This window comes from Desemzia sp. FAM 23988, assembly GCF_045528365.1.
Classification (GTDB): Bacteria; Bacillota; Bacilli; order Lactobacillales; family Carnobacteriaceae; genus Desemzia.
In genome coordinates, this window is sequence record NZ_JBGQQS010000002.1 from 157,605 (window position 1) to 176,204 (window position 18,600).

At 37.6% G+C, this 18,600-nt stretch carries 16 protein-coding genes and 1 pseudogene; 13 read left to right on the top strand and 4 right to left on the bottom strand.

Going from position 1 to position 18,600, the window contains the following annotated elements:
• Positions 1 to 491: 491 nt before the first annotated feature.
• The 5 genes from ACEN4L_RS02195 to ACEN4L_RS02215 all read left to right on the top strand — a co-directional run bounded on the left by ACEN4L_RS02195 (position 492) and on the right by ACEN4L_RS02215 (position 6,454).
• The gene (locus ACEN4L_RS02195; protein WP_407095711.1) at positions 492 to 1,175 is read left to right on the top strand and encodes a metal-dependent hydrolase; all 684 of its coding nucleotides are present in this window, start codon (positions 492 to 494) and stop codon (positions 1,173 to 1,175) included.
• A gap of 27 nt (positions 1,176 to 1,202) precedes the next feature.
• Entirely contained in the window at positions 1,203 to 2,543 is a 1,341-nt protein-coding gene (locus tag ACEN4L_RS02200) for a DRTGG domain-containing protein (protein WP_407095712.1), read from the top strand.
• 45 nt (positions 2,544 to 2,588) lie between these two features.
• Positions 2,589 to 3,545, top strand: a complete 957-nt coding sequence (locus tag ACEN4L_RS02205) for a DHH family phosphoesterase (protein ID WP_407095713.1) — start codon at positions 2,589 to 2,591, stop codon at positions 3,543 to 3,545.
• Positions 3,546 to 3,861: 316 nt separating this feature from the next.
• Positions 3,862 to 5,979, top strand: a complete 2,118-nt coding sequence (locus tag ACEN4L_RS02210; RefSeq protein WP_407095714.1) for a PBP1A family penicillin-binding protein — start codon at positions 3,862 to 3,864, stop codon at positions 5,977 to 5,979.
• Between the two features lie 121 nt (positions 5,980 to 6,100).
• Entirely contained in the window at positions 6,101 to 6,454 is a 354-nt protein-coding gene (locus tag ACEN4L_RS02215) for a YlbF family regulator (RefSeq protein WP_407095715.1), read from the top strand.
• Between the two features lie 174 nt (positions 6,455 to 6,628).
• On the opposite strand, the gene ACEN4L_RS02220 is transcribed toward ACEN4L_RS02215, so the two are convergent.
• A complete protein-coding gene (locus tag ACEN4L_RS02220; RefSeq protein ID WP_407095716.1) occupies positions 6,629 to 6,799 on the bottom strand; it encodes a hypothetical protein in 171 nt (56 codons plus the stop codon).
• A gap of 258 nt (positions 6,800 to 7,057) precedes the next feature.
• On the opposite strand from ACEN4L_RS02220, the gene ACEN4L_RS02225 reads away from it, so the two are divergent.
• The 5 genes and pseudogenes from ACEN4L_RS02225 (at position 7,058) to ACEN4L_RS02245 (ending at position 13,403) form a co-directional block, all read left to right on the top strand.
• Positions 7,058 to 8,302, top strand: coding sequence for a metallophosphoesterase (locus tag ACEN4L_RS02225; RefSeq protein ID WP_407095717.1), 1,245 nt, complete (start codon positions 7,058 to 7,060; stop codon positions 8,300 to 8,302).
• Positions 8,292 to 11,144, top strand: coding sequence for an AAA family ATPase (locus ACEN4L_RS02230; RefSeq protein WP_407095718.1), 2,853 nt, complete (start codon positions 8,292 to 8,294; stop codon positions 11,142 to 11,144). The genes ACEN4L_RS02225 and ACEN4L_RS02230 overlap by 11 nt, the downstream gene beginning before the upstream one ends.
• Positions 11,145 to 11,229: 85 nt before the next feature.
• Positions 11,230 to 12,198 carry a 3'-5' exoribonuclease YhaM family protein gene (locus ACEN4L_RS02235; RefSeq protein WP_407095719.1) on the top strand — a complete coding sequence of 323 codons (969 nt, stop codon included), beginning with the start codon at positions 11,230 to 11,232 and terminating at the stop codon, positions 12,196 to 12,198.
• 162 nt (positions 12,199 to 12,360) lie between these two features.
• The gene (locus tag ACEN4L_RS02240; protein WP_407095720.1) at positions 12,361 to 12,552 is read left to right on the top strand and encodes a hypothetical protein; all 192 of its coding nucleotides are present in this window, start codon (positions 12,361 to 12,363) and stop codon (positions 12,550 to 12,552) included.
• A pseudogene (locus ACEN4L_RS02245) lies at positions 12,549 to 13,403 on the top strand (DsbA family protein). Before ACEN4L_RS02240 ends, ACEN4L_RS02245 begins: the two are co-directional and overlap by 4 nt.
• Positions 13,404 to 13,457: 54 nt before the next feature.
• Here the strand turns inward: ACEN4L_RS02245 and ACEN4L_RS02250 are convergent.
• From ACEN4L_RS02250 to ACEN4L_RS02260, 3 genes are all read right to left on the bottom strand, one after another.
• A complete protein-coding gene (locus ACEN4L_RS02250; protein WP_407095721.1) occupies positions 13,458 to 14,468 on the bottom strand; it encodes a peptidylprolyl isomerase in 1,011 nt (336 codons plus the stop codon).
• A gap of 243 nt (positions 14,469 to 14,711) precedes the next feature.
• Positions 14,712 to 15,089 (bottom strand): YtxH domain-containing protein, encoded by a 378-nt coding sequence (locus tag ACEN4L_RS02255; RefSeq protein ID WP_407095722.1) that lies wholly within the window; start codon positions 15,087 to 15,089, stop codon positions 14,712 to 14,714.
• Positions 15,086 to 15,520 (bottom strand): HIT family protein, encoded by a 435-nt coding sequence (locus tag ACEN4L_RS02260; protein WP_407095723.1) that lies wholly within the window; start codon positions 15,518 to 15,520, stop codon positions 15,086 to 15,088. Before ACEN4L_RS02260 ends, ACEN4L_RS02255 begins: the two co-directional genes overlap by 4 nt.
• A 152-nt stretch (positions 15,521 to 15,672) precedes the next feature.
• Here ACEN4L_RS02260 and ACEN4L_RS02265 point away from each other — a divergent pair, with 152 nt between their 5' ends.
• The 3 genes from ACEN4L_RS02265 (at position 15,673) to dat (ending at position 18,597) form a co-directional block, all read left to right on the top strand.
• A complete protein-coding gene (locus ACEN4L_RS02265) occupies positions 15,673 to 16,413 on the top strand; it encodes an ABC transporter ATP-binding protein (RefSeq protein ID WP_407095724.1) in 741 nt (246 codons plus the stop codon).
• Positions 16,410 to 17,633 (top strand): ABC transporter permease, encoded by a 1,224-nt coding sequence (locus ACEN4L_RS02270; protein ID WP_407095725.1) that lies wholly within the window; start codon positions 16,410 to 16,412, stop codon positions 17,631 to 17,633. Before ACEN4L_RS02265 ends, ACEN4L_RS02270 begins: the two co-directional genes overlap by 4 nt.
• Before the next feature lie 94 nt (positions 17,634 to 17,727).
• Entirely contained in the window at positions 17,728 to 18,597 is an 870-nt protein-coding gene (gene dat, locus ACEN4L_RS02275) for a D-amino-acid transaminase (protein WP_407095726.1), read from the top strand.
• Positions 18,598 to 18,600: the final 3 nt, after the last annotated feature.

The following is an 18,600-nucleotide window of genomic DNA, read 5'->3' on the forward strand; positions in this document are numbered from 1 at the left end:
TTTCCATCTGCTGAGTGAAGTGGAAGACTTCGGTCTTCATCATGAAAAAGACCCGCTTTCTTTGAACTTCCCGAAATACTTAGACGACACGCTTTTTTAGGCTGTGACTCGTTTGAGACCCGTGATACTTCTGGAGGAATAGGGGTTGCTTGTAGCCATGTAAAAAATGAAATGTGAATTACGGAGCGTTGGCACTTCAGCGCTTACGATTCCGTTTGAAGCTTGAAAGTCTGGAGACTACAGGCTCCAGACGGTCCCATGGCTTTCCACAAGCAAACCCGTCCATTTCGGAGGAAATTTCATCCCATAGAGCCGCCCCTACTTATTAAGAGAGCGTTTTAAAAAGAAGACCTTAATTTTTGAGAGAAAGTACTTTTCATGCGCATGACGCGATCTTCACCTTGCATTCCTAGTTTTTACGGTTCTTGGGTGGTATAATAAAAAAGAATGATACAGTTAAAGAATGTGTACTAATAAAGGAGAGGTAAGCAATGAAATTATCATGGCATGGACAATCTTGTATAAAAATTGTGACTGATTCAGAGCACCATATTCTTATTGATCCATTTATAACTGGGAATGACAAAAGCGACTTAAATGCAGATACTGTTGAGGCTGACGTGATTATTCTGACTCATGCACATGATGACCATATAGGAGACACTGAACCCATTGCCAAAAGGACAGGAGCTTTAATCATCGCAAACGTTGAAATTGCTGCTTATTTTGCTGCTAAAGGATTCGATACGCACGGTATGCAAATGGGTGGCAAACATGTATTTGAATTTGGGGAAATCAAGATGACGCCTGCTATTCATGGTTCTTCATATGAAATAGATGGGATGCCCTTCACATTAGGTTTAGCTGCTGGGATTTTATTTACGGCTGATGATCATACGATTTATCATGCAGGAGATACAGCACTGTTCAGTGATATGAAATTAATTGGCGCGTATAAATCCATTGATATTGCTTTACTGCCAATTGGGGATAATTACACTATGGGACCGGAAGACGCTAAAGTAGCAGCAAATTTTGTGAATGCAGATAAAGTCGTTCCAATTCATTACAATACTTTTCCACTGATTGAACAAGATGGCAAAGCTTTTTGTGAGAGCTTGCCAGGCGATCAGGGAATGCATTTGGAAATCGGAGAAATAGTTGAATTAATATAAGTTAACTTAGATGAGTAGGGGTATGGAATGGCAACGAAACACGATCAAATTTTAAATCATATTGAAAATCTACCTGTAGGAGCAAAAATTTCTGTCCGCTCTATCGCTAAAAACTTAAGCGTTAGTGAAGGAACTGCTTACAGAGCAATTAAGGATGCAGAAATTTCAGGGATGGTTTCGACGATCCAGCGAGTAGGTACCATTCGGATTGAAAGAAAAACAGCTGACAGCATTGAAATATTGACTTTCGGAGAGACCGTGAATATTATTGAAGGCTCTGTTTTAGGTGGAGAAGAAGGGTTGGATAATCCTTTGCGGAAATTTATCATTGGGGCCATGGAAGAAGAGGCTATGATCCGGTATATTACACCAGGGTCATTAATGATTGTTGGAAACCGGGAAAATGCTCAACGACTTGCGTTAGAAAATGGCGCCGCAGTATTGATCACTGGGGGATTCAAGGCTTCTCCAGAAGTTATCATGCTGGCTAATAAGACTAATCTGCCGATTATCGGAACGAGTTACGATTCTTTTACCGTAGCGACTATGATCAATCGAGCAATGGCAGATCAACTGATCAAAAAAGAAGTCATGTTGATTGAAGATATTTACATTTCTTTACCAGAAACGATTTATTTATCAATTGATGATACGATCAAAGAATACCGAAATTTAAATGAGCAAAGTCAGCATTCACGTTTTCCAGTGGTAAATAAAAATATGCGGGTAGTTGGAATTGTGACAGCTAAAGATGTGATCGGAAAAGCTGATTCTGTCAAAGTCGAACGGGTAATGACGAGAAACCCAGCTTCCGTGAAAACTCATATGAGTGTAGCCAGTGTGGCACATTTGATGATTTGGGATGAATTGGAAGTCATGCCGGTAGTAAAGGATGATTTGACCTTGATCGGTATCATTTCCAGACAAGATGTCATGAAAGCAATGCAGACCACACAACGGCAACCTCAAATGGGTGTGACGATTTCGGATCAAATTGTAGAACAAGTAGAAAAAATAGCAGATTCGGAAAATACCCCACCTGCATTGGTAGAGGAATTGCCGAAATATTCCTTTACAGTGACTCCACAAATGACGGATCCAGTTGGAAATTTATCTATCGGGGTATTAAGCGAGACAATCACTTATGTAGCTACAATGAGTCTAGAAAATATTAAGAAAAGAAATGCCGTAATTGAACAATTCAATCTATTTTCGATAAAAATGATTCAAATGGGCAGTGAACTGATTATTAAGCCAAAAATATTTGAAGTAGGAAGACGTTCTTCTAAACTAGATATTGAAGTCTATCACGAAAATATTCTGGTAGCTAAAGCTGTAGCTGTCTGTCAAATGATGCAACGTGCTTAATAAGAAAGCAAGTCTATTAACTTAAATAGACAAAGGAGAGTTAGGATGATTGAATCGCATTACACACAAATTTTAGATACGATAGAAGAGTACCACACTATTATTATTCACCGTCACATGAGGCCAGATCCAGATGCGATCGGATCTCAAGCGGGTTTGGCAGAGATGCTGAAAGCCTCTTTTCCTGAAAAAAGAATTCTGAAAGCAGGAGAGTCTGTTGGCGATTTAAACTTTTTAGCTGAAATGGATGAAGTAACGGATGCAGACTATAAAGGAGCTTTGGTGATTGTAACAGATACAGCAAACACACCTCGCATCAGTGATAAAAGGTATAATTTGGGGGACAAATTGATCAAAATAGATCATCATCCCAATGATGAACCTTATGGCGATATTGTTTTAGTCAATATTGATGCCAGCAGCTGCAGTGAGATTATTGCTGATTTCTATGTGCAGCAAAAAGATCGGCTGAAGCTGTCTGATGAAGCAGCTAGATTGCTTTATGCCGGTATCATTGGAGATACTGGACGTTTTCTTTACCCAGCAACGACCTCACAAACGATGCGCATTGCGGCTGAACTGATGGAATACGATTTTATCCCAAATGAGATCAGCAATCACTTGAATACGATGTCTAGAAAAGTCGCTCATTTATCTGGATATGTATTGCAAAATTTAGAAATCAGTCCTTCTGGAGTAGGAAAAGTAGTGTTAACGTCTGAATTGATGAATCAATTTGGTGTGACAGATACGGAAACAGCTAAAATTGTTTCGTTGCCAGGAACGATTGATGATGTGTTGGTATGGGGAATATTTGTAGAACAGCCAGAAGGCTATTTCAGATGCCGTTTGCGATCAAAAGGGCCAATTATCAATGAAGTCGCCAAGCAACATCATGGCGGCGGACATCCATTAGCCAGTGGCGCTAATGCCAAAGATCTGGAAGAAATCAATGAAATTATAACGGCCTTCGAAAGCTTAGCCAACGATTGGCCCAAATAAAGCTAGCTAAAAAGATCGGAATTTATTCCGGTCTTTTTTGTTGCTCACAATAAATTGTTCATTTCTTTATATTTTTGCCATAATTTAGTCAATTTAATAGGGTACAATAGAAATAAGTCATACAGCCATGGTATAGGTGCTGCTAAAGCAAGAGCTGAGAGAGCAATTGTAACCACCAGACTGCAGGAGAAGAGATGTCACCATGTTTTTAGGCAGACATCCTACTTGAGTAGGATGTTTTTTTGAGGGATGTTTGGTAAACTATCATAGACTTTTAGAAAATAAGCTCCTAAATGACGGATATAAAAATTAAGGAATGAATGAGATGAAAGAAAAACTAAAAATTTATTTACATCAATTTTGGAAATGGCTGTTGCCATATCTGTTAATAGTTAAAAATCATGTAGTACGATTTTGGAGAAGATTCCACGTGGGAAAAATTCTTGTTTTAGCAGGATTAATTGCGGCTCTATTTGCAACAATCTCTTTGTATATTTATGCTAAAGCAGAAGATGTTGAGGACCTGAAAGCTGGTATTGAAGAAGTCACTAAAGTATACGATATTGAAAGCGAAGAGGCCGGAACGTTGTATTCTCAACGGGGGACATTCGTCTCACTGGATAATATGGCACCTGAATTGATCGATGCAGTTATCGCTACTGAAGACAATCGGTTCTATAAGCATAAAGGATTCGATGTCATCGGAATTGCTCGTGCGGCTGTCCAGTACGTGATCAACGGTGGTCAAATCAGCGGGGGAGGGAGCACCATCACCCAACAGTTGGCTAAAAACAGCTTTTTAACGTTGGATCAGACCTTGACTAGAAAATTAAAAGAATTATTTTTATCTATTGAAGTTGAAAAAGAATACAGCAAAGATGAAATTTTAGAGATGTATTTTAATAAGTCTTATTTCGGGAACGGCGTTTGGGGCGTAGAAGATGCTTCGCAAAAATATTTTGGGAAATCAGCTTCTGAACTCGATCTTTCAGAATCGGCTACTTTAGTAGGGATGCTGAAAAGCCCGTCTTCGTATAATCCAATCGACAGCATGGAAAATGCTGTTGGCCGTCGTGATATTGTGTTGAGCTTGATGGTGAACAACGAGGCTATTTCGCAAGAAACGGCAAGTGCAGTTCAGCAAGAAAGTTTGGCTTTAGTAGACAATTACCAAGAGTCAAATGGTTATAGATATCCGTATTACTTTGATGCGATCATTCGTGAAGCAGAGTTGACTTACGGGTTTTCAGAAGAAGAAATCCTAAGCGGCGGATACAAAATCTATACTTCTTTAGATCAATCCTATCAGCAGGAAATGGATCAAGTGTATCAAAATGATTCTTTCTTTGATGACGCAGATGATGGTACTTTGCTGCAAAGTGCTTCTATCATGTTGGATTCAAAAACGGGCGGTGTGCTAGCCGTTGTAGGCGGACGTGGAGAGCATATCTTCAGAGGTTACAACCGTGCAATACAAGCTGCACTGCAACCAGGATCGGTGTTGAAACCCTTATCCATTTATACTCCAGCTTTGGAAAGAAATTATGAAATAGATTCTATGCTTCCAGATGAAGAAGGGCTGACTTTTGGTGAAGACAATTACTCTGTTTCAAACTGGAACCATCAATACCTTGGAGAAGTTCCATTGTACGAAGCATTGGCGGATAGTTTAAATGTGCCGGCAGTTTGGTTGTTGAATGATATTGGATTAAATACAGGGATAAAAAGTTTATCTAAATTTGGTATCGAAGTAGGGAAAAAGGACAAAAATTTATCTTCCGTAGCACTAGGAGGTATGTCCACTGGCGTTTCTCCAATAGACATTGCGAGTGCATACACCGCTTTAGCAAATGGTGGGATTCGAAGTGAAGGGTACTTCATTACAAAAATAGTCGATTCTACAGGAGCTGTGGTTGTAGACAATACGACACCTGAACAGAATAAAGCTACTTCCCCAGAAATAGCTGAAGAAATGACCAGTCTGTTGATGGGTGTATTTACCAGCGGTACTGGAAAAAGCAATAAACCAGCAGGCTATACGATTGCAGGAAAAACAGGTAGTACTCAGCTAACATTTGGTGACAATACAGATGGTACGAAAGATCAATGGACAGTCGGGTATACTCCTGATATTGTGTTGACTACATGGATGGGATTCGATAGTACGGACGAAGACCATTATATGACAACCAGCAGTGCAACAGGTGTTGGACCATTGTTTAAAGCACAAATGGAAGAAATTTTACCAGAAACGCCATTGACGGCTTTTGAAACAAAAAGTGCAGAAGCCATTCTGGCTGAAAAAGAACCTCAAGAGAATTGGACCGATAACCTGCAAGATTCGGTTGATTATTGGAAAGAAAAAGTCAATGATGGAGTTTCTGAACTTAAAGACAAGACAGCTAACTGGCTGGATGGTTTGCTGGGCAATTGAGTTTTCAGTGAAACATTAACGTTTTATGTGAATTAACCTGTATGGATAGTGAAATAATCCTTGTAGTGTTATAGTTATTGAGATGCAACAGGTTACAATAATTTTCTAGGAGAGTGACTATATGAGTACAAACGTTTATGATACAGCTAACCAATTAGAAAGAGAATTAAGAGAATCAGAAGCTTATGTAAAATTACAAGCTGCTTTAGGAGAAATCAAATCTGATGCAGACGCAAGTGCGGTATTCCAAGAAGTTCAAGGGATCCAAATGAAATTACAACAAATGCAACAAAGCGGACAAGAAATTACTGAAGAGCACATTCAAGAAGCTCAAGTAATCTCTGAAAAAGCTGGCGCAAACGAAAAAGTTCAAAATTTGATGGAAGCTGAACAACAAATCAGCTCAATGATCGATGATTTAAACCGCATCATCATGCAACCTATTCAAGATTTGTATCAAGCTCAAGGAGAATAGTACCTAAGTTTGTGGAAAAACAAACTTCAGAATTGTTTCCATTGAAAAGGGTTGGGACAAAAGGTGAAATCCGTCTTTTGTCTTACCATATTGTCATAAATTAAGGATAAAAATAAAAAACTCATTCTCCAAATTTGATGAAAAGTGTCGTCAAATTTGAGAATGAGTTTTTTGTTATAAACTTTTGTCTTCATTTCTGTTTAGGGCATGTATGAATTGAATTTTTATAGGAACTCCAGTTTCTCTCTTCATCTGTATCAAATGCCCAAAAACAGTGATACCTATTTCGGATAAGACAAACAGAATGCTAAAAGCAATTCCGCTAACGGCTAGGTAGTTTAACATGAATCCTCTCTCCTTTTTACCGGGATTAGAAAAAATAGAACACTTTATAATGACTTTAACATTGATAGGTCTTTTTTTTAATAAAATGCTTTCTTTTTTAACTGTTTAAGACCATGTAGTTATCCTTTTTTTATATTCATGTAAAACCTGCAGCTAGTTTATGATAGGCTAAATATTTTTTTGCGCTTAAAAAAGAACATATGTGCGGTTTTTTGTGTATAATGAAGAAGACAATATTATAGAAAGAGGTAGAAGTAAATGGTGCAATTTATTCATGCAGCCGATTTACATTTAGATAGTCCTTTCAAAGGGATCAAAGGCTTGCCCGCTTTTATTTGGGAGGCTATATACCAATCTACTTTTCAAGCTTTAACTCATTTGGTAGATTTAGCGATTGAAAAGCAAGTGGATTTTATTTGTTTAGCAGGGGATATCTATGATGGAGAAGATCGTAGTGTAAAAGCGCAAGCTTATTTAAAAAAAGAGATGGTACGTTTAAAAGAAGCCGGTATTCCAGTGTACTTGATTCATGGGAATCATGATTACGTGGAGCAAAATGGATTGCAATTAGATATGCCGGATAACGTTACTATATTTCCATCAGCAGCAGAAACACTGCATTATGAAACGACTAATCACGAGAGAATTGCCTTAACAGGTTTTAGTTACAATAAACGATGGATCAGTGAACGAAAAATAACGGATTATCCGATGCGCAGCTCACAAGCAGATTATCACATTGGCTTGCTTCATGGCTACCAAGAAGGAAATGCTTCTGAACACGATAAATATGCTCCCTTTAGCTTGCCTGAATTAAGAAGTAAACAATACGATTATTGGGCTTTGGGACACATCCATAAACGCCAAGTACTCGGAGAACACCCGTTGATTGTTTATTCTGGGAATACTCAAGGTAGAAATCGAACAGAAAGCGGACCAAAGGGATGTTATTTGGTGACTTTGGCGAATAAAACAGAAAAGATAGACTTTTTTCCTTTAGCGCCTATTAAATGGGAAACGGTAGAAGTGTCACTCAAGGGTAAAAAATCGTTGCAAGAAGTCTATCAAGTTTTGAACGGAACAATCCGTACTTACCAAAATGAAATTCACAGCACGTTATTAGCGATAGAATTAACCAATACAAGTGATTTGATTGAGGGAGTGTTGCGTAAAATCCGACAAGGAGATTTGCTTGAAGGATTGCAACAAATTTCTCAAACCGTACCGTTTGTTTTTGTGGTTCAATTGTCTCTTCAATCGAAAAAGGAACAGACTCTGCCTTCTTTGGTTCAGCTATTTCCAGACGAATGGCAGCAAACGCTACAGGAACTTCAAACAGGGACGGCCTTCAAAGAGACCACCCAAAGTTTCTTTGATAGTCAACGCTTGAAGGATGTTTTGATTGACAGAGATGAAAAATACCGACAACGCATTGTTCAAATGGCCGAACAAGAAATACGTCAACAATTAGGTCACGAAGGAAGTGGCATTGATGAAGATTAAAGGAATAGAAATTTACGGATACGGCAAATGGGTAGACAAAAAGTTTACGGACATTGGCGAATTGCAAGTCTATTACGGACAAAATGAAGCTGGCAAAACAACGTTAATGTCTTTTATACACAGTATTTTATTTGGTTTTCCTACAAAACAGAGTTCTGAGTTGCGTTATGAACCAAAAGAAAGTACGCGCTATGGCGGCCGGCTGATCGTAGAAGAGACTCCATATGGTGGAGCCATAATAGAACGAGTAAAAGGGAAAGCTAATGGAGATGTCACAGTAACTCTATCCAATGGAGTAATCGGATCTGATGAGTTGCTGGAAAATATATTGTACGGCATAGACAAAAAGACTTACCAAACGTTGTTTTCATTTGATTTAGACGGCTTACAAGATATGCAGAAAATGAATGAAAAGAAACTCAATCGTTATTTTTTAAGTATCGGAACGTTAGGAAACGAACAATTATTGAGAGTAGCGGATAGATTTGAAAAGCAAGCTAATGAGTTGTTTAAGCCGACTGGACGAAAACCTGAAATCAATCAAAAAATTCGTCAAGTAGAATCCAAGCAAAAGCAGCTGCAAAAAGCAAAAGACAAAAATCAACAGTACATGGAGTATTACCAGCAAAAATCGCAGTTAGAAGAAGACATTCAAACAAGTAAAGAAAAACGGCATAAAATGGAAGCCGCGATCAGTCATTATCAAAGATTAAACGCTAATTGGAGTCATTATGCTGAGATGCAATCTATCCAACAACAAATAGCCAAAGAAAAATTAGCTGATCTGCCCGAAGAAGGATTGTACCAACTCAATAATCTACAAGAACGGATCCATGAGATAAAAGGAACAATCACCGATATTCATGAAGAATTAATGAGTATTCAAGAAAAACAAGAGCCTTCTAGAAAACTGAGCTTTTACTTCAACCATGAGCAATTGATTGAAGAACTGCTAGCTGAGTTAGAGGACATTCAGCAACAAGCTATGGAGCAAGAACAAGTGCAAACAGAAATCCATCAGTTGGAACAAGAATTGATCCAAGCGAAGTTTAAAGCAGGACTTTCTCCGGATAGTCCTGTTCCTGAACAGCTGACGGAGGAGAAGAGACAATTATTCTCTGCGTTATCCAAGGAATGGCAAGAGATTGAACAGAAACAAACTGCTGCTAACGAAAAAGCTCACTATTTAAATTATCAACATCAACATTTGTACCAGCAATTAGATCTGTTAGAACAACAATTGTGGAGTCAAGATCAATTTCAAGAAGCAGAAAAAGCATTTAAAAAACAACATTCAGAACAAAATACCTATATTACGTCTAAAGAAGTCCGCCGCTCCAAGATGAAGAATCAACCTAAACAAATGAGTTCCCTAGTCTTTGGTGTGCTGCTAGCAATAGTGGGATTAGTGATGAGCAATTTATTAGGCTATGGTTTGGTCGCTATGGGGGCCATATTAGTGATTTGGACACTCAGCTATTCGTTTAGTAAATCTCAAGAGGCTGCAAATGAGCTGTCTGCAGCGGAAAAGGAAGATCCGCTTGTTTCGTATGAATCTTTTGTACAGCAAAAAGAAATCAAAAAACAATGGCGCGAAAAATTAGCTGAGAATGATCAAGTAACGTTTGATTTGAATCAAGTAAAAGAATTGGAAATAGAACTGGAGAAAAAAATAAGTTTATTGAAACAACAGGAAAGATCGTTAAAAGAAGAACACGGCTATCCCTATTCTTTCTCTCTCATGGAACTTGAACGAGAAGAAGACCCTTATCGATCTATGCGTGAAATAGATCAGCAGATACGTCTCAAAGAACAGCGCATAGCAGTTTTGGAACAAAGCGTTTATTCTTGGAGGGATCAGACGAATATTCTTGAAGCTGTGATTTTTTTGGATTGGAATTCCTTACCGAGTATTATCAATGGAGTAAAACATTACAAAGAGGAAGTAACCAACGAAAGGATCCAACGCAATCAATTATTGCAGACTGAAAAAGAAATCCATACTCGATTGCAGCATTGGGACAAGCAGCAAAAAGAGCTGGAACAACAACGAACTAAACTCTTCCGTTCTATACAAGTTAAAGACGAAGAGGAATTTCGCAAAAAGTATATTTTATTCCAAAATCTTACAGAGAAAAAGAATCGTTTAAATGTATTAGAGAACCAATTGACACAGGATATTACACTCTACAATCAATTTAAAGACCAAACGGAATTACAAGAAAACGTTCAGCAGTTAGCATCTGATATTCAAACGATGAAAGAAGCAGAAGAAGCAAAACTCAATGAAAAAATAAATTTTGAGTTATCTATGCAACGTTTAGAAGAAGGCGGAGAGTATTCGGTGCTGCTGCAAGAAGTAAGTAATTTGGAAAGTGAATTACAGTTATTGGTTGATCAATGGTCAAGTTACAAAGTGGCTGCCGCAATCATCGAACGAACGCTCAACTTAGCAAAAAAAGATCGGTTTCCTCAAACCATCAAGGATACTACAGCGTTCTTTCATTTATTGACAAGTGGAAGCTACCAAAACGTGTTTGTAGAAGAAGAAGAGCTGCTGGTGCAGCACCAAGATGGAGCCTTATTCAATGCCTCAGAATTGTCTAAAGGGACAGCAGAGCAGTTGTATGTAGCCTTACGCTTTGCTTTTGTTAAAAATACCAGTGACTTGGTCAAACTTCCTTTGTTGATCGATGACGGGTTCGTGAATTTTGATACTGCAAGGAAAAGTGAAATGCTTGAATTACTGAAAAAGATGAGTGAGACCACCCAAATACTTTATTTTACATTTGATGAAACGATCAAACAAACTTATCCAAATCAGCTGGTAGAAATGCTATAATGAAAACGTAGAAACTGTTGATGTTAGCTGATTTTAATACTAAAAAGCAACTTTGTGTAAAAGATTTATGACGAGGAGGAGTATGATGTCAGAAAAGAACTTGTATGATTACAATGTGGACGAAACGTTTGAGATATTTCTGTTGATCAAGTCTGCGGAGGTACGTGTAGCAAAAAATGGCAAGAAATTTATTGCCTTTACTTTCCAAGATAAAAGTGGACAAATGGATGGGAAGTTTTGGGATGCTTCAAATGAAGATATTGAAAAGTATGTTTCAGGCGCTATTGTAAAAGTATCTGGAAAAAGAGAACTGTACCAAGGGAATCCTCAAATCAGATTGTATAAATTACGTTTATCTTCAGTAGGAGAACCAGATTCAGCAGAACAATTTATCGAAAAATCCCCCATTAAAAAAGAAGATATGGTAGAGGAATTGAACCAAACTTTATTTGAAATTACAAATGCGCACTGGAATCGAATTGTTCGTCATTTATTAACAAAATACCAAAAAGAATATTTTGAATCTCCAGCAGCTAAAAGATTCCATCATGCATTTCATGGAGGTTTGGCATTCCATACTATTTCTATGCTCAGACTGGCTAAAGTTATTGCAAATCAATATGAGAATATCAATCAATCACTATTGTATGCAGGAGTCATCATTCATGATTTAGGAAAGGTAATTGAGTTGACTGGTCCTGTTTCAACCGAGTATACTTTAGAAGGTAATTTAATAGGGCATATTGTGTTAGTAGATGAAGAAATATCAAAAGCCTGTGCTGTATTAAAAATAGATGAACACAGTGAAGATGTACTTCTTTTGAAACATATGGTGTTAGCACACCATGGAAAACAAGAATTCGGTTCTCCTGTACAACCTAAATTGAGGGAAGCCGAGATCCTTTATCATATCGATCATTTAGATGCGACGATCAATATGCTGGATACAGCGTTGAGCCGCACAGAACCAGGGACATTTTCAGAAAGAATATTTGGATTGGAGAATCGTTCGTTTTACAATCCTTCTGTTTCAACTGCCCCAAAAAGCGAATAAGAAGTAGATGAAAATGACACCTATTCTGAAACAAAGATTGAAATAGACAGTAAAATATGGTTAACTATAGATAACTTACAAAAAGAAAGTATTTTAACGTATGGTTAAAATACTTTCTTTTCTATTATTTCGAGAATATTTTTTTGGAAGGAGAGGTTTTATTTGGAAAAAAAATCAGTTGATGTTTCCCAGATACAATCTGTATCGACTGGAAACAAAGCCTGGATATGTGATATCAACACAGGTATATGTGGTACGGTTTCTACTACTCAAGAAACGATTGAACCCTTACAAGTTGATTTTTTCAAAACAGTCAAAAATAATCAATCAGTTGAAAGAGAGGATAATGAATGACGCGTGCGACAAAATCAGTACCGACAGTAGACCTTTATTACGCAACAGATCCATTATGTTCATTTTGTTGGGCATTTGAACCAACCCTGCTTAAATTCCGTTACCAATATAAACATTATTTAGCGGCAGATACGATTTTAATGGGCGGTATGATTCCTAGTTGGGATACCTTTGGGGGAGACCCAGGAAATGGGATTTAAAAAGCTGCCGACGTCACACATCACTGGCAAGAGATTGGGCAATATACTAGAATGCCGATTGATGGAACGATATGGACAGAAAAACCCATTGATTCATCTTATCCCAGCTCACGGGTGTTTGAGATTGTACGACGAGACTTTCCCGAATCCGCTGACAAAACGTTACGCCAGATCCGTGAAGCAATCATGCTGCGCAATCAAGACATTTCAGAGAAAAGTGTCTTAGAGGCGATTCTGGAAAAGGTAGGATTGGATAGTCAAGTTATCCTTGAAGAAGCAGAAGGCGCAGCTGGACAAGAATTATTGGTCCAATATTTGCAAATGGTTCAAGCTTTACAAGCATCCGGATTTCCGACTGTTGTTTTGGTCAATAGTCAAAATCAAGGATTGAAAATTGTGGAAGCTCAACCTTTTGAAGCGTTAGTAAGTGCTCTGGAACAGATTTTACCAGAAGGAACGAGTCCAGTTCCTGAGACTGTTCCTAGTTTAACTGAAGTAGCGAAAGGTCATCCGACGTTAATGTCTAAAGAAATTGAAGTGTTGTATAATCTTGAAAAAGAAACAGTGCTTGAATTTGTAACTTCACAACTATCGGCTGATCAATTTGAAACAGAAATGATCATGAATGAAATGTATTATAAATTTCACTAATTGAAGATAAAGAAAGACCCGATCATTTTGATCGGGTTTAAACTTTTTCTGAGATTATTCTTCAGAAGACTCTGCATCAGTTGATGCACTTGATTCATCAGCAGATTCTTCGCTTGATTCAGTTGATTCTTCGGACTCATCGGTAGATTCAGTAGATTCTCCAGATTCATCAGTAGACTCCTCAGACGTAGTACCTGTTTCTTCAGCAGGGGCTATGAAAGTATCCATGATGCCTTGTAAATCTTCGTCATTGATTTGGATATTTGCGTCTTTTAGAATGCCGGAAAGAATGTTGAAGACATATTCGTCATCCGCTAATTTTTCATTTATGATTTGTTCTGTCAATACTTCAGTTTCTTCTTCTAAAGTTCCCTTTTCAGGTTTTTCATCCATCTTAATAATGTGATAACCATAGGTAGATTGTACTGGTTCTTGAGTTATTTCGCCTTCTTCTAATGCCATTGCAGCTTCTTCAAATTCGGCAACCATTTCTCCAGTGGTGAAAGTTAATTGACCGCCATTAGCAGCAGTACCTTCATCTGTTGAATTTTCTTGAGCCAATGTTGCAAAGTCAGCTCCATTGTTTAATTCTTCAATCAATGAGTTAGCTGTTTCTTCGTCAGCTACTAAAATATGAGAAGCTGTCACTGGTGGAACATATGCATCGTAAGCAGCTTGAAGATCCTCATCTTCAATGGTTGTATTGTCTTTAACAGCTTCTTCAATTAATAAGCTGTAACGAATTAAATCTTTATAAGAATCAGCAGTGTAGCCTGATGAAGATAGAACGTATTCAAATCCCTCAGCTCCGCCATAAGCAGCAGCTTCTTCTTCGAATGCTGCGGCAACAGCTTCGTCATTGACAGCTTCTCCATAAGATTCTTCCAATACATCTGTAATGATCATTTGTTGAAGCGTTGCAGCTCCATATGTTTCTTTCATTTCTTCGTATAGCGCATCTTGTGAGATTTTGCCTGCTGTAGTGGAAGCCACTGTGTCATCAGCACATCCAGCTAATGCAATTCCTGCTAAAACAGCTGTAGCTGTTAATAACATTTTCTTCATTCAAACACATCCGTTTCCTAATTTTCGCTGTTAATAAATCAACAACCTCGATTACTAATATAACACAATAGATTTGATAAAAAAATCTTCTCTGAGAAGTTTTCTATTAAAATCAATGAAAAATCATAGAAAAATCATACTCTTTGTCAAGTAAGTTTTTTTATCAAAAAAATACAGGCGAGATCTTAGGTGATCCACCTGTATAAGTATGCTGGTTTATCATTATTTAATGAACTGTGACGATTAGTTTTTTGTATCTTCTTGATTGGCAGAAGATTTCATACTTTCTGTCATATCTTGCACATCACTATTCAATTTGTTTGCTTGTTCTTGAATTCTGCGCATTCTAGGTTCAACTTCGTAAGAAAACTCCTGAACCGTTTCGTTCATGTCTTTGGCAAAATCGGTAGCCAACGTTTTTCCTTCATTTGTTAATTCTGAGATAGCACCTTTCAAGTCTTTAACTTTGTCCGTTACATCTTGGACCAAAACAGTCGTGTCATCTAAATAACTTTTCATCGCTTCACGATTTTGTTCACCGGTTCTAGGGGTTTTTAATAATCCGTATGCTCCACCTACGATCGCACCAAATACTAACCCGCTTGCTAATCCTATTTTCATACTGATTCCTCCATTTCATGTCGAATTGATTTAGCTAGTTGATCTAATTCTTCAGGAGAATAGTTCTCTGAATTATCTCCAAAATGAATACTGAACGTATCTTTTTCATCATAACGAGGCAACAAATGAATGTGACTATGGAAAACAGATTGGTAAGCTAATTTTCCATTGTTATTCATAATGTTCATTCCTTGAATGGAAGAGTCTGATTTTTTCAATCCTCTGGCAATTCTAGGAATACGTGAAAAAACTTCTTCAGCTAATTCATTATCGTATTCATAAATATCCGCTACGTGTTTTTTGGGTACCACTAAAGTATGGCCTTTAGTCACTTGTGTGAGATCCAAAAAAGCAACGACAACGTCATCTTCATACACTTTTCTACTTGGTATTTCGTTATTGATGATCTTACAAAAAATACAATCCTCCATGCAAATCCTTCTTTCTCAAATCAATAGTTTTACAAATCCGGAAATCTAACTTAGTATACGTCAAATGTATCATAAAACCGATTTAAAGTGAAATAAGACAAGCTTCTTATGGTACAATAAATAAAATAATGAAGTACTGGAGGATTACCTGAATGAGTTTAGAAGTAGCAAATGTCACTGGTGGATATAGCCAAGTACCAGTATTAAAAGATGTCTCATTTGAAATTGAGGATGGTCAATTGATCGGTTTGATTGGGTTAAACGGAGCTGGAAAAAGTACGACCTTAAAACACATCATCGGATTGATGGATCCTTTCAAAGGAAATATTACGATTGATCAATTAACCTTAAAAGAAAATGCTTCTGCTTACCGAAAAAAGTTTGGTTTTGTTCCTGAAACTCCTGCATTATACGAAGAATTAACCTTAAGAGAGCACATTGAAGTGACGGCCATGGCTTACGATATTCCTATGGAAGAAGCTATGAAACGCGCGGATCACTTATTAAGAACCTTTCGTTTAGAAAAAAAACTGGAGTGGTTTCCGGCGAATTTTTCAAAAGGGATGAAACAAAAAGTCATGATCGTTTGCGCTTTTTTAGTTGATCCAAGTCTTTACATCATTGATGAACCTTTTTTAGGTCTTGATCCTTTAGCTATCCATGCATTGCTGAAATTGATGGACGAGAAGAAAAAATCTGGAGCATCCATTTTGATGTCTACCCATATTTTGGCGACTGCTGAAAGATATTGCGACGGATTTATCATTCTTCATGATGGAAAAGTTCGGGCAAAAGGCTCCTTAGCCGATCTGCGGCAAGCTTTCCATATGCCGGATGCTAATCTAGACGAGATTTACATCGAGCTGACCAAAGAAGAAGGTCGTTCAGTATGAGTGTGGTAGACATATGGAAAAGACGCTTAGCAGATCATCAAAAAACGATGATGAAGTATTTGAAGTATGTACTGAATGACCACTTTGTCATCGTTTGTTTATTTTTATTGGGAGCATTAGGGTACGGCTACTCAGAAACGTTAAAAACGGTGTCTACAAATTTCATTTACGGACGTATGATAGCGGTAATTGTTTTTTCGAGTATCCTGTTTATTGGGAAATTAGCCACTCTAACTCAGTCAGCAGATATCGTCTTTTTATTGCAAAAAGAAAAGGGGATGGACGCTTATTTCAAGAAGGCTAAAGGCTACAGCATGATTCTGCCATTAGCTGTTATAGCGTTTATTTCGGCCGCTGTGATGCCTTTATTAGTAGCGACCAGTTCATTTATGTTTACGGACTGGATATTCTTTTTTGCTTACTTAGCTGTCCTGAAGGAAGTAGAATTAGATGCGCAATGGTTGAAAATCAAACAACCCATAGAAAAAGAGCGCAGCAAATTAACCATTCTGGTGATTCTTCTGGTCGTAGTGAGCAGTATGTTCGCGTTATATCTGCATCCATTAGCTGGTCTTGTCAGTGCTGTTGCAGGAAGTGTGTTCTGGCATTTCCAAATAGGAAAGGCTAGACAAATCTTCCGCTATCAATGGGAATACTTGGTCCAAAAAGAAACGGCACGTTTAAAATTGATTTATCAGTTTATTAATTTATTTACAGACATTCCAGCACTAAAAGGAACGATCAAGCGAAGAGCATATTTTGACAACCTATTAAAGCGGATTCCATTAAAACATCAAAACACCTACTTGTATCTGTTTTCTAAAGCTATTGTGCGAGGAACTGAATATAGCGGATTAGTGTTTCGTTTGAGCTTGATAGGTGTTGTGGTGATTGCGTTGTTAGCCAATCCTCTGTTGAATGGTATGATGAGTGTTTTATTTCTTTATTTGACAGGATTCCAATTGATTCCATTGTATTACCATTACGATAACCATTTGTTATCCGTTTTGTATCCTGTTGATAAGAATCAGAAATTATCTGCGATGCAAACCATTTTGTTATTCTTACTAGTGATTCAAAGCAGTTTGTTTTTAGTGGCTAATCTATTAACAATGCCTATCGTTGTCAGTATAGGGTTATTTATATTAAATGTCCTGTTTAGTTGGTTGTTCAGTCGATTCTACTTAGCTTCCCGCATCAAAAAGCTCAATAAAGGGTAAAATCAAACAGACAAATAAAAAAAATAATGCATTTACGAAAAAAATTTGATAGGATAGAAAAAAAATAAAAATTTTTTAGGGAGAAGGAAAGCAAATGAAAGTCATCTGGAATGACCAAATTGTTGATAGAAGTGAAGTGAAAATTGATATGGAAGATAGAGGGTATCAATTTGCGGACGGGATTTATGACGTTGTTCGGGCCTATAATGGACAGTTTTTCACTTTAGATGAACATGTAGACCGTTTCTTTTCCGGCATGAATAAAATCGATCTGGAAGCTCCTTTTACAAAAGATGAATTGAAAAGCCGTTTAAAAGAATTGATCCAAATCAATAAAATCGATACTGGGAATGTTTATTTCCAAATCAGTAGAGGAATAGCGTCTCCTAGAGACCATATTTTTCCAGACCCTACTGATGTGCCGCCGGTTTTTACGGCGTCAACGACAGTAGTCCCAAGAAATCAAGTTAAAATGACGAACGGTATTACTGCTGGTATTGTCCCTGACACTCGTTGGCTGCATTGTGATATTAAGTCCATCAGTTTATTAGGCAATATTTTAGCGAAGCATACCGCGCATAAAGAAGGTTTTGATGAAGCTGTTTTGCATCGAGATGGAATAGTGACGGAATGTTCTTCTTCTAATATGTGGATGGTAAAAGACGGCATAGTTTATACACATCCAGATGGTAATTTGATCCTTCCGGGGATCACTAAAATCGTTTTACTTAGAGCTGCAGAAAAAGCAGGCATCCCTGTAAAAGAAGAAACATTTACGTTAGAGGATCTGAAACAAGCGGACGAAGCTTTTTCTTCTAGTACGACTATTGAAGCTATGCCGATCATTGAAATTGACGGAGTAGCTGTAGGACAAGGAAAAAGAGGTCCTGTCGTTGAGAAGCTGCAACAGTACTTTGTGGCTGAGATCGAAGCTCAGTGTGGAAGTATAACCATCACTAACTAAGTT

What these genes read in the sequence shown, in the direction of transcription:
- ACEN4L_RS02195 (WP_407095711.1), top strand. Translation starts at nt 492, where the DNA reads ATGAAATTATCATGGCATGGACAATCTTGTATAAAAATTGTGACTGAT.
- ACEN4L_RS02200 (WP_407095712.1), top strand. Translation starts at nt 1,203, where the DNA reads ATGGCAACGAAACACGATCAAATTTTAAATCATATTGAAAATCTACCT.
- ACEN4L_RS02205 (WP_407095713.1), top strand. Translation starts at nt 2,589, where the DNA reads ATGATTGAATCGCATTACACACAAATTTTAGATACGATAGAAGAGTAC.
- ACEN4L_RS02210 (WP_407095714.1), top strand. Translation starts at nt 3,862, where the DNA reads ATGAATGAGATGAAAGAAAAACTAAAAATTTATTTACATCAATTTTGG.
- ACEN4L_RS02215 (WP_407095715.1), top strand. Translation starts at nt 6,101, where the DNA reads ATGAGTACAAACGTTTATGATACAGCTAACCAATTAGAAAGAGAATTA.
- ACEN4L_RS02220 (WP_407095716.1), bottom strand. Translation starts at nt 6,799, where the DNA reads ATGTTAAACTACCTAGCCGTTAGCGGAATTGCTTTTAGCATTCTGTTT.
- ACEN4L_RS02225 (WP_407095717.1), top strand. Translation starts at nt 7,058, where the DNA reads ATGGTGCAATTTATTCATGCAGCCGATTTACATTTAGATAGTCCTTTC.
- ACEN4L_RS02230 (WP_407095718.1), top strand. Translation starts at nt 8,292, where the DNA reads ATGAAGATTAAAGGAATAGAAATTTACGGATACGGCAAATGGGTAGAC.
- ACEN4L_RS02235 (WP_407095719.1), top strand. Translation starts at nt 11,230, where the DNA reads ATGTCAGAAAAGAACTTGTATGATTACAATGTGGACGAAACGTTTGAG.
- ACEN4L_RS02250 (WP_407095721.1), bottom strand. Translation starts at nt 14,468, where the DNA reads ATGAAGAAAATGTTATTAACAGCTACAGCTGTTTTAGCAGGAATTGCA.
- ACEN4L_RS02255 (WP_407095722.1), bottom strand. Translation starts at nt 15,089, where the DNA reads ATGAAAATAGGATTAGCAAGCGGGTTAGTATTTGGTGCGATCGTAGGT.
- ACEN4L_RS02260 (WP_407095723.1), bottom strand. Translation starts at nt 15,520, where the DNA reads ATGGAGGATTGTATTTTTTGTAAGATCATCAATAACGAAATACCAAGT.
- ACEN4L_RS02265 (WP_407095724.1), top strand. Translation starts at nt 15,673, where the DNA reads ATGAGTTTAGAAGTAGCAAATGTCACTGGTGGATATAGCCAAGTACCA.
- ACEN4L_RS02270 (WP_407095725.1), top strand. Translation starts at nt 16,410, where the DNA reads ATGAGTGTGGTAGACATATGGAAAAGACGCTTAGCAGATCATCAAAAA.
- dat (WP_407095726.1), top strand. Translation starts at nt 17,728, where the DNA reads ATGAAAGTCATCTGGAATGACCAAATTGTTGATAGAAGTGAAGTGAAA.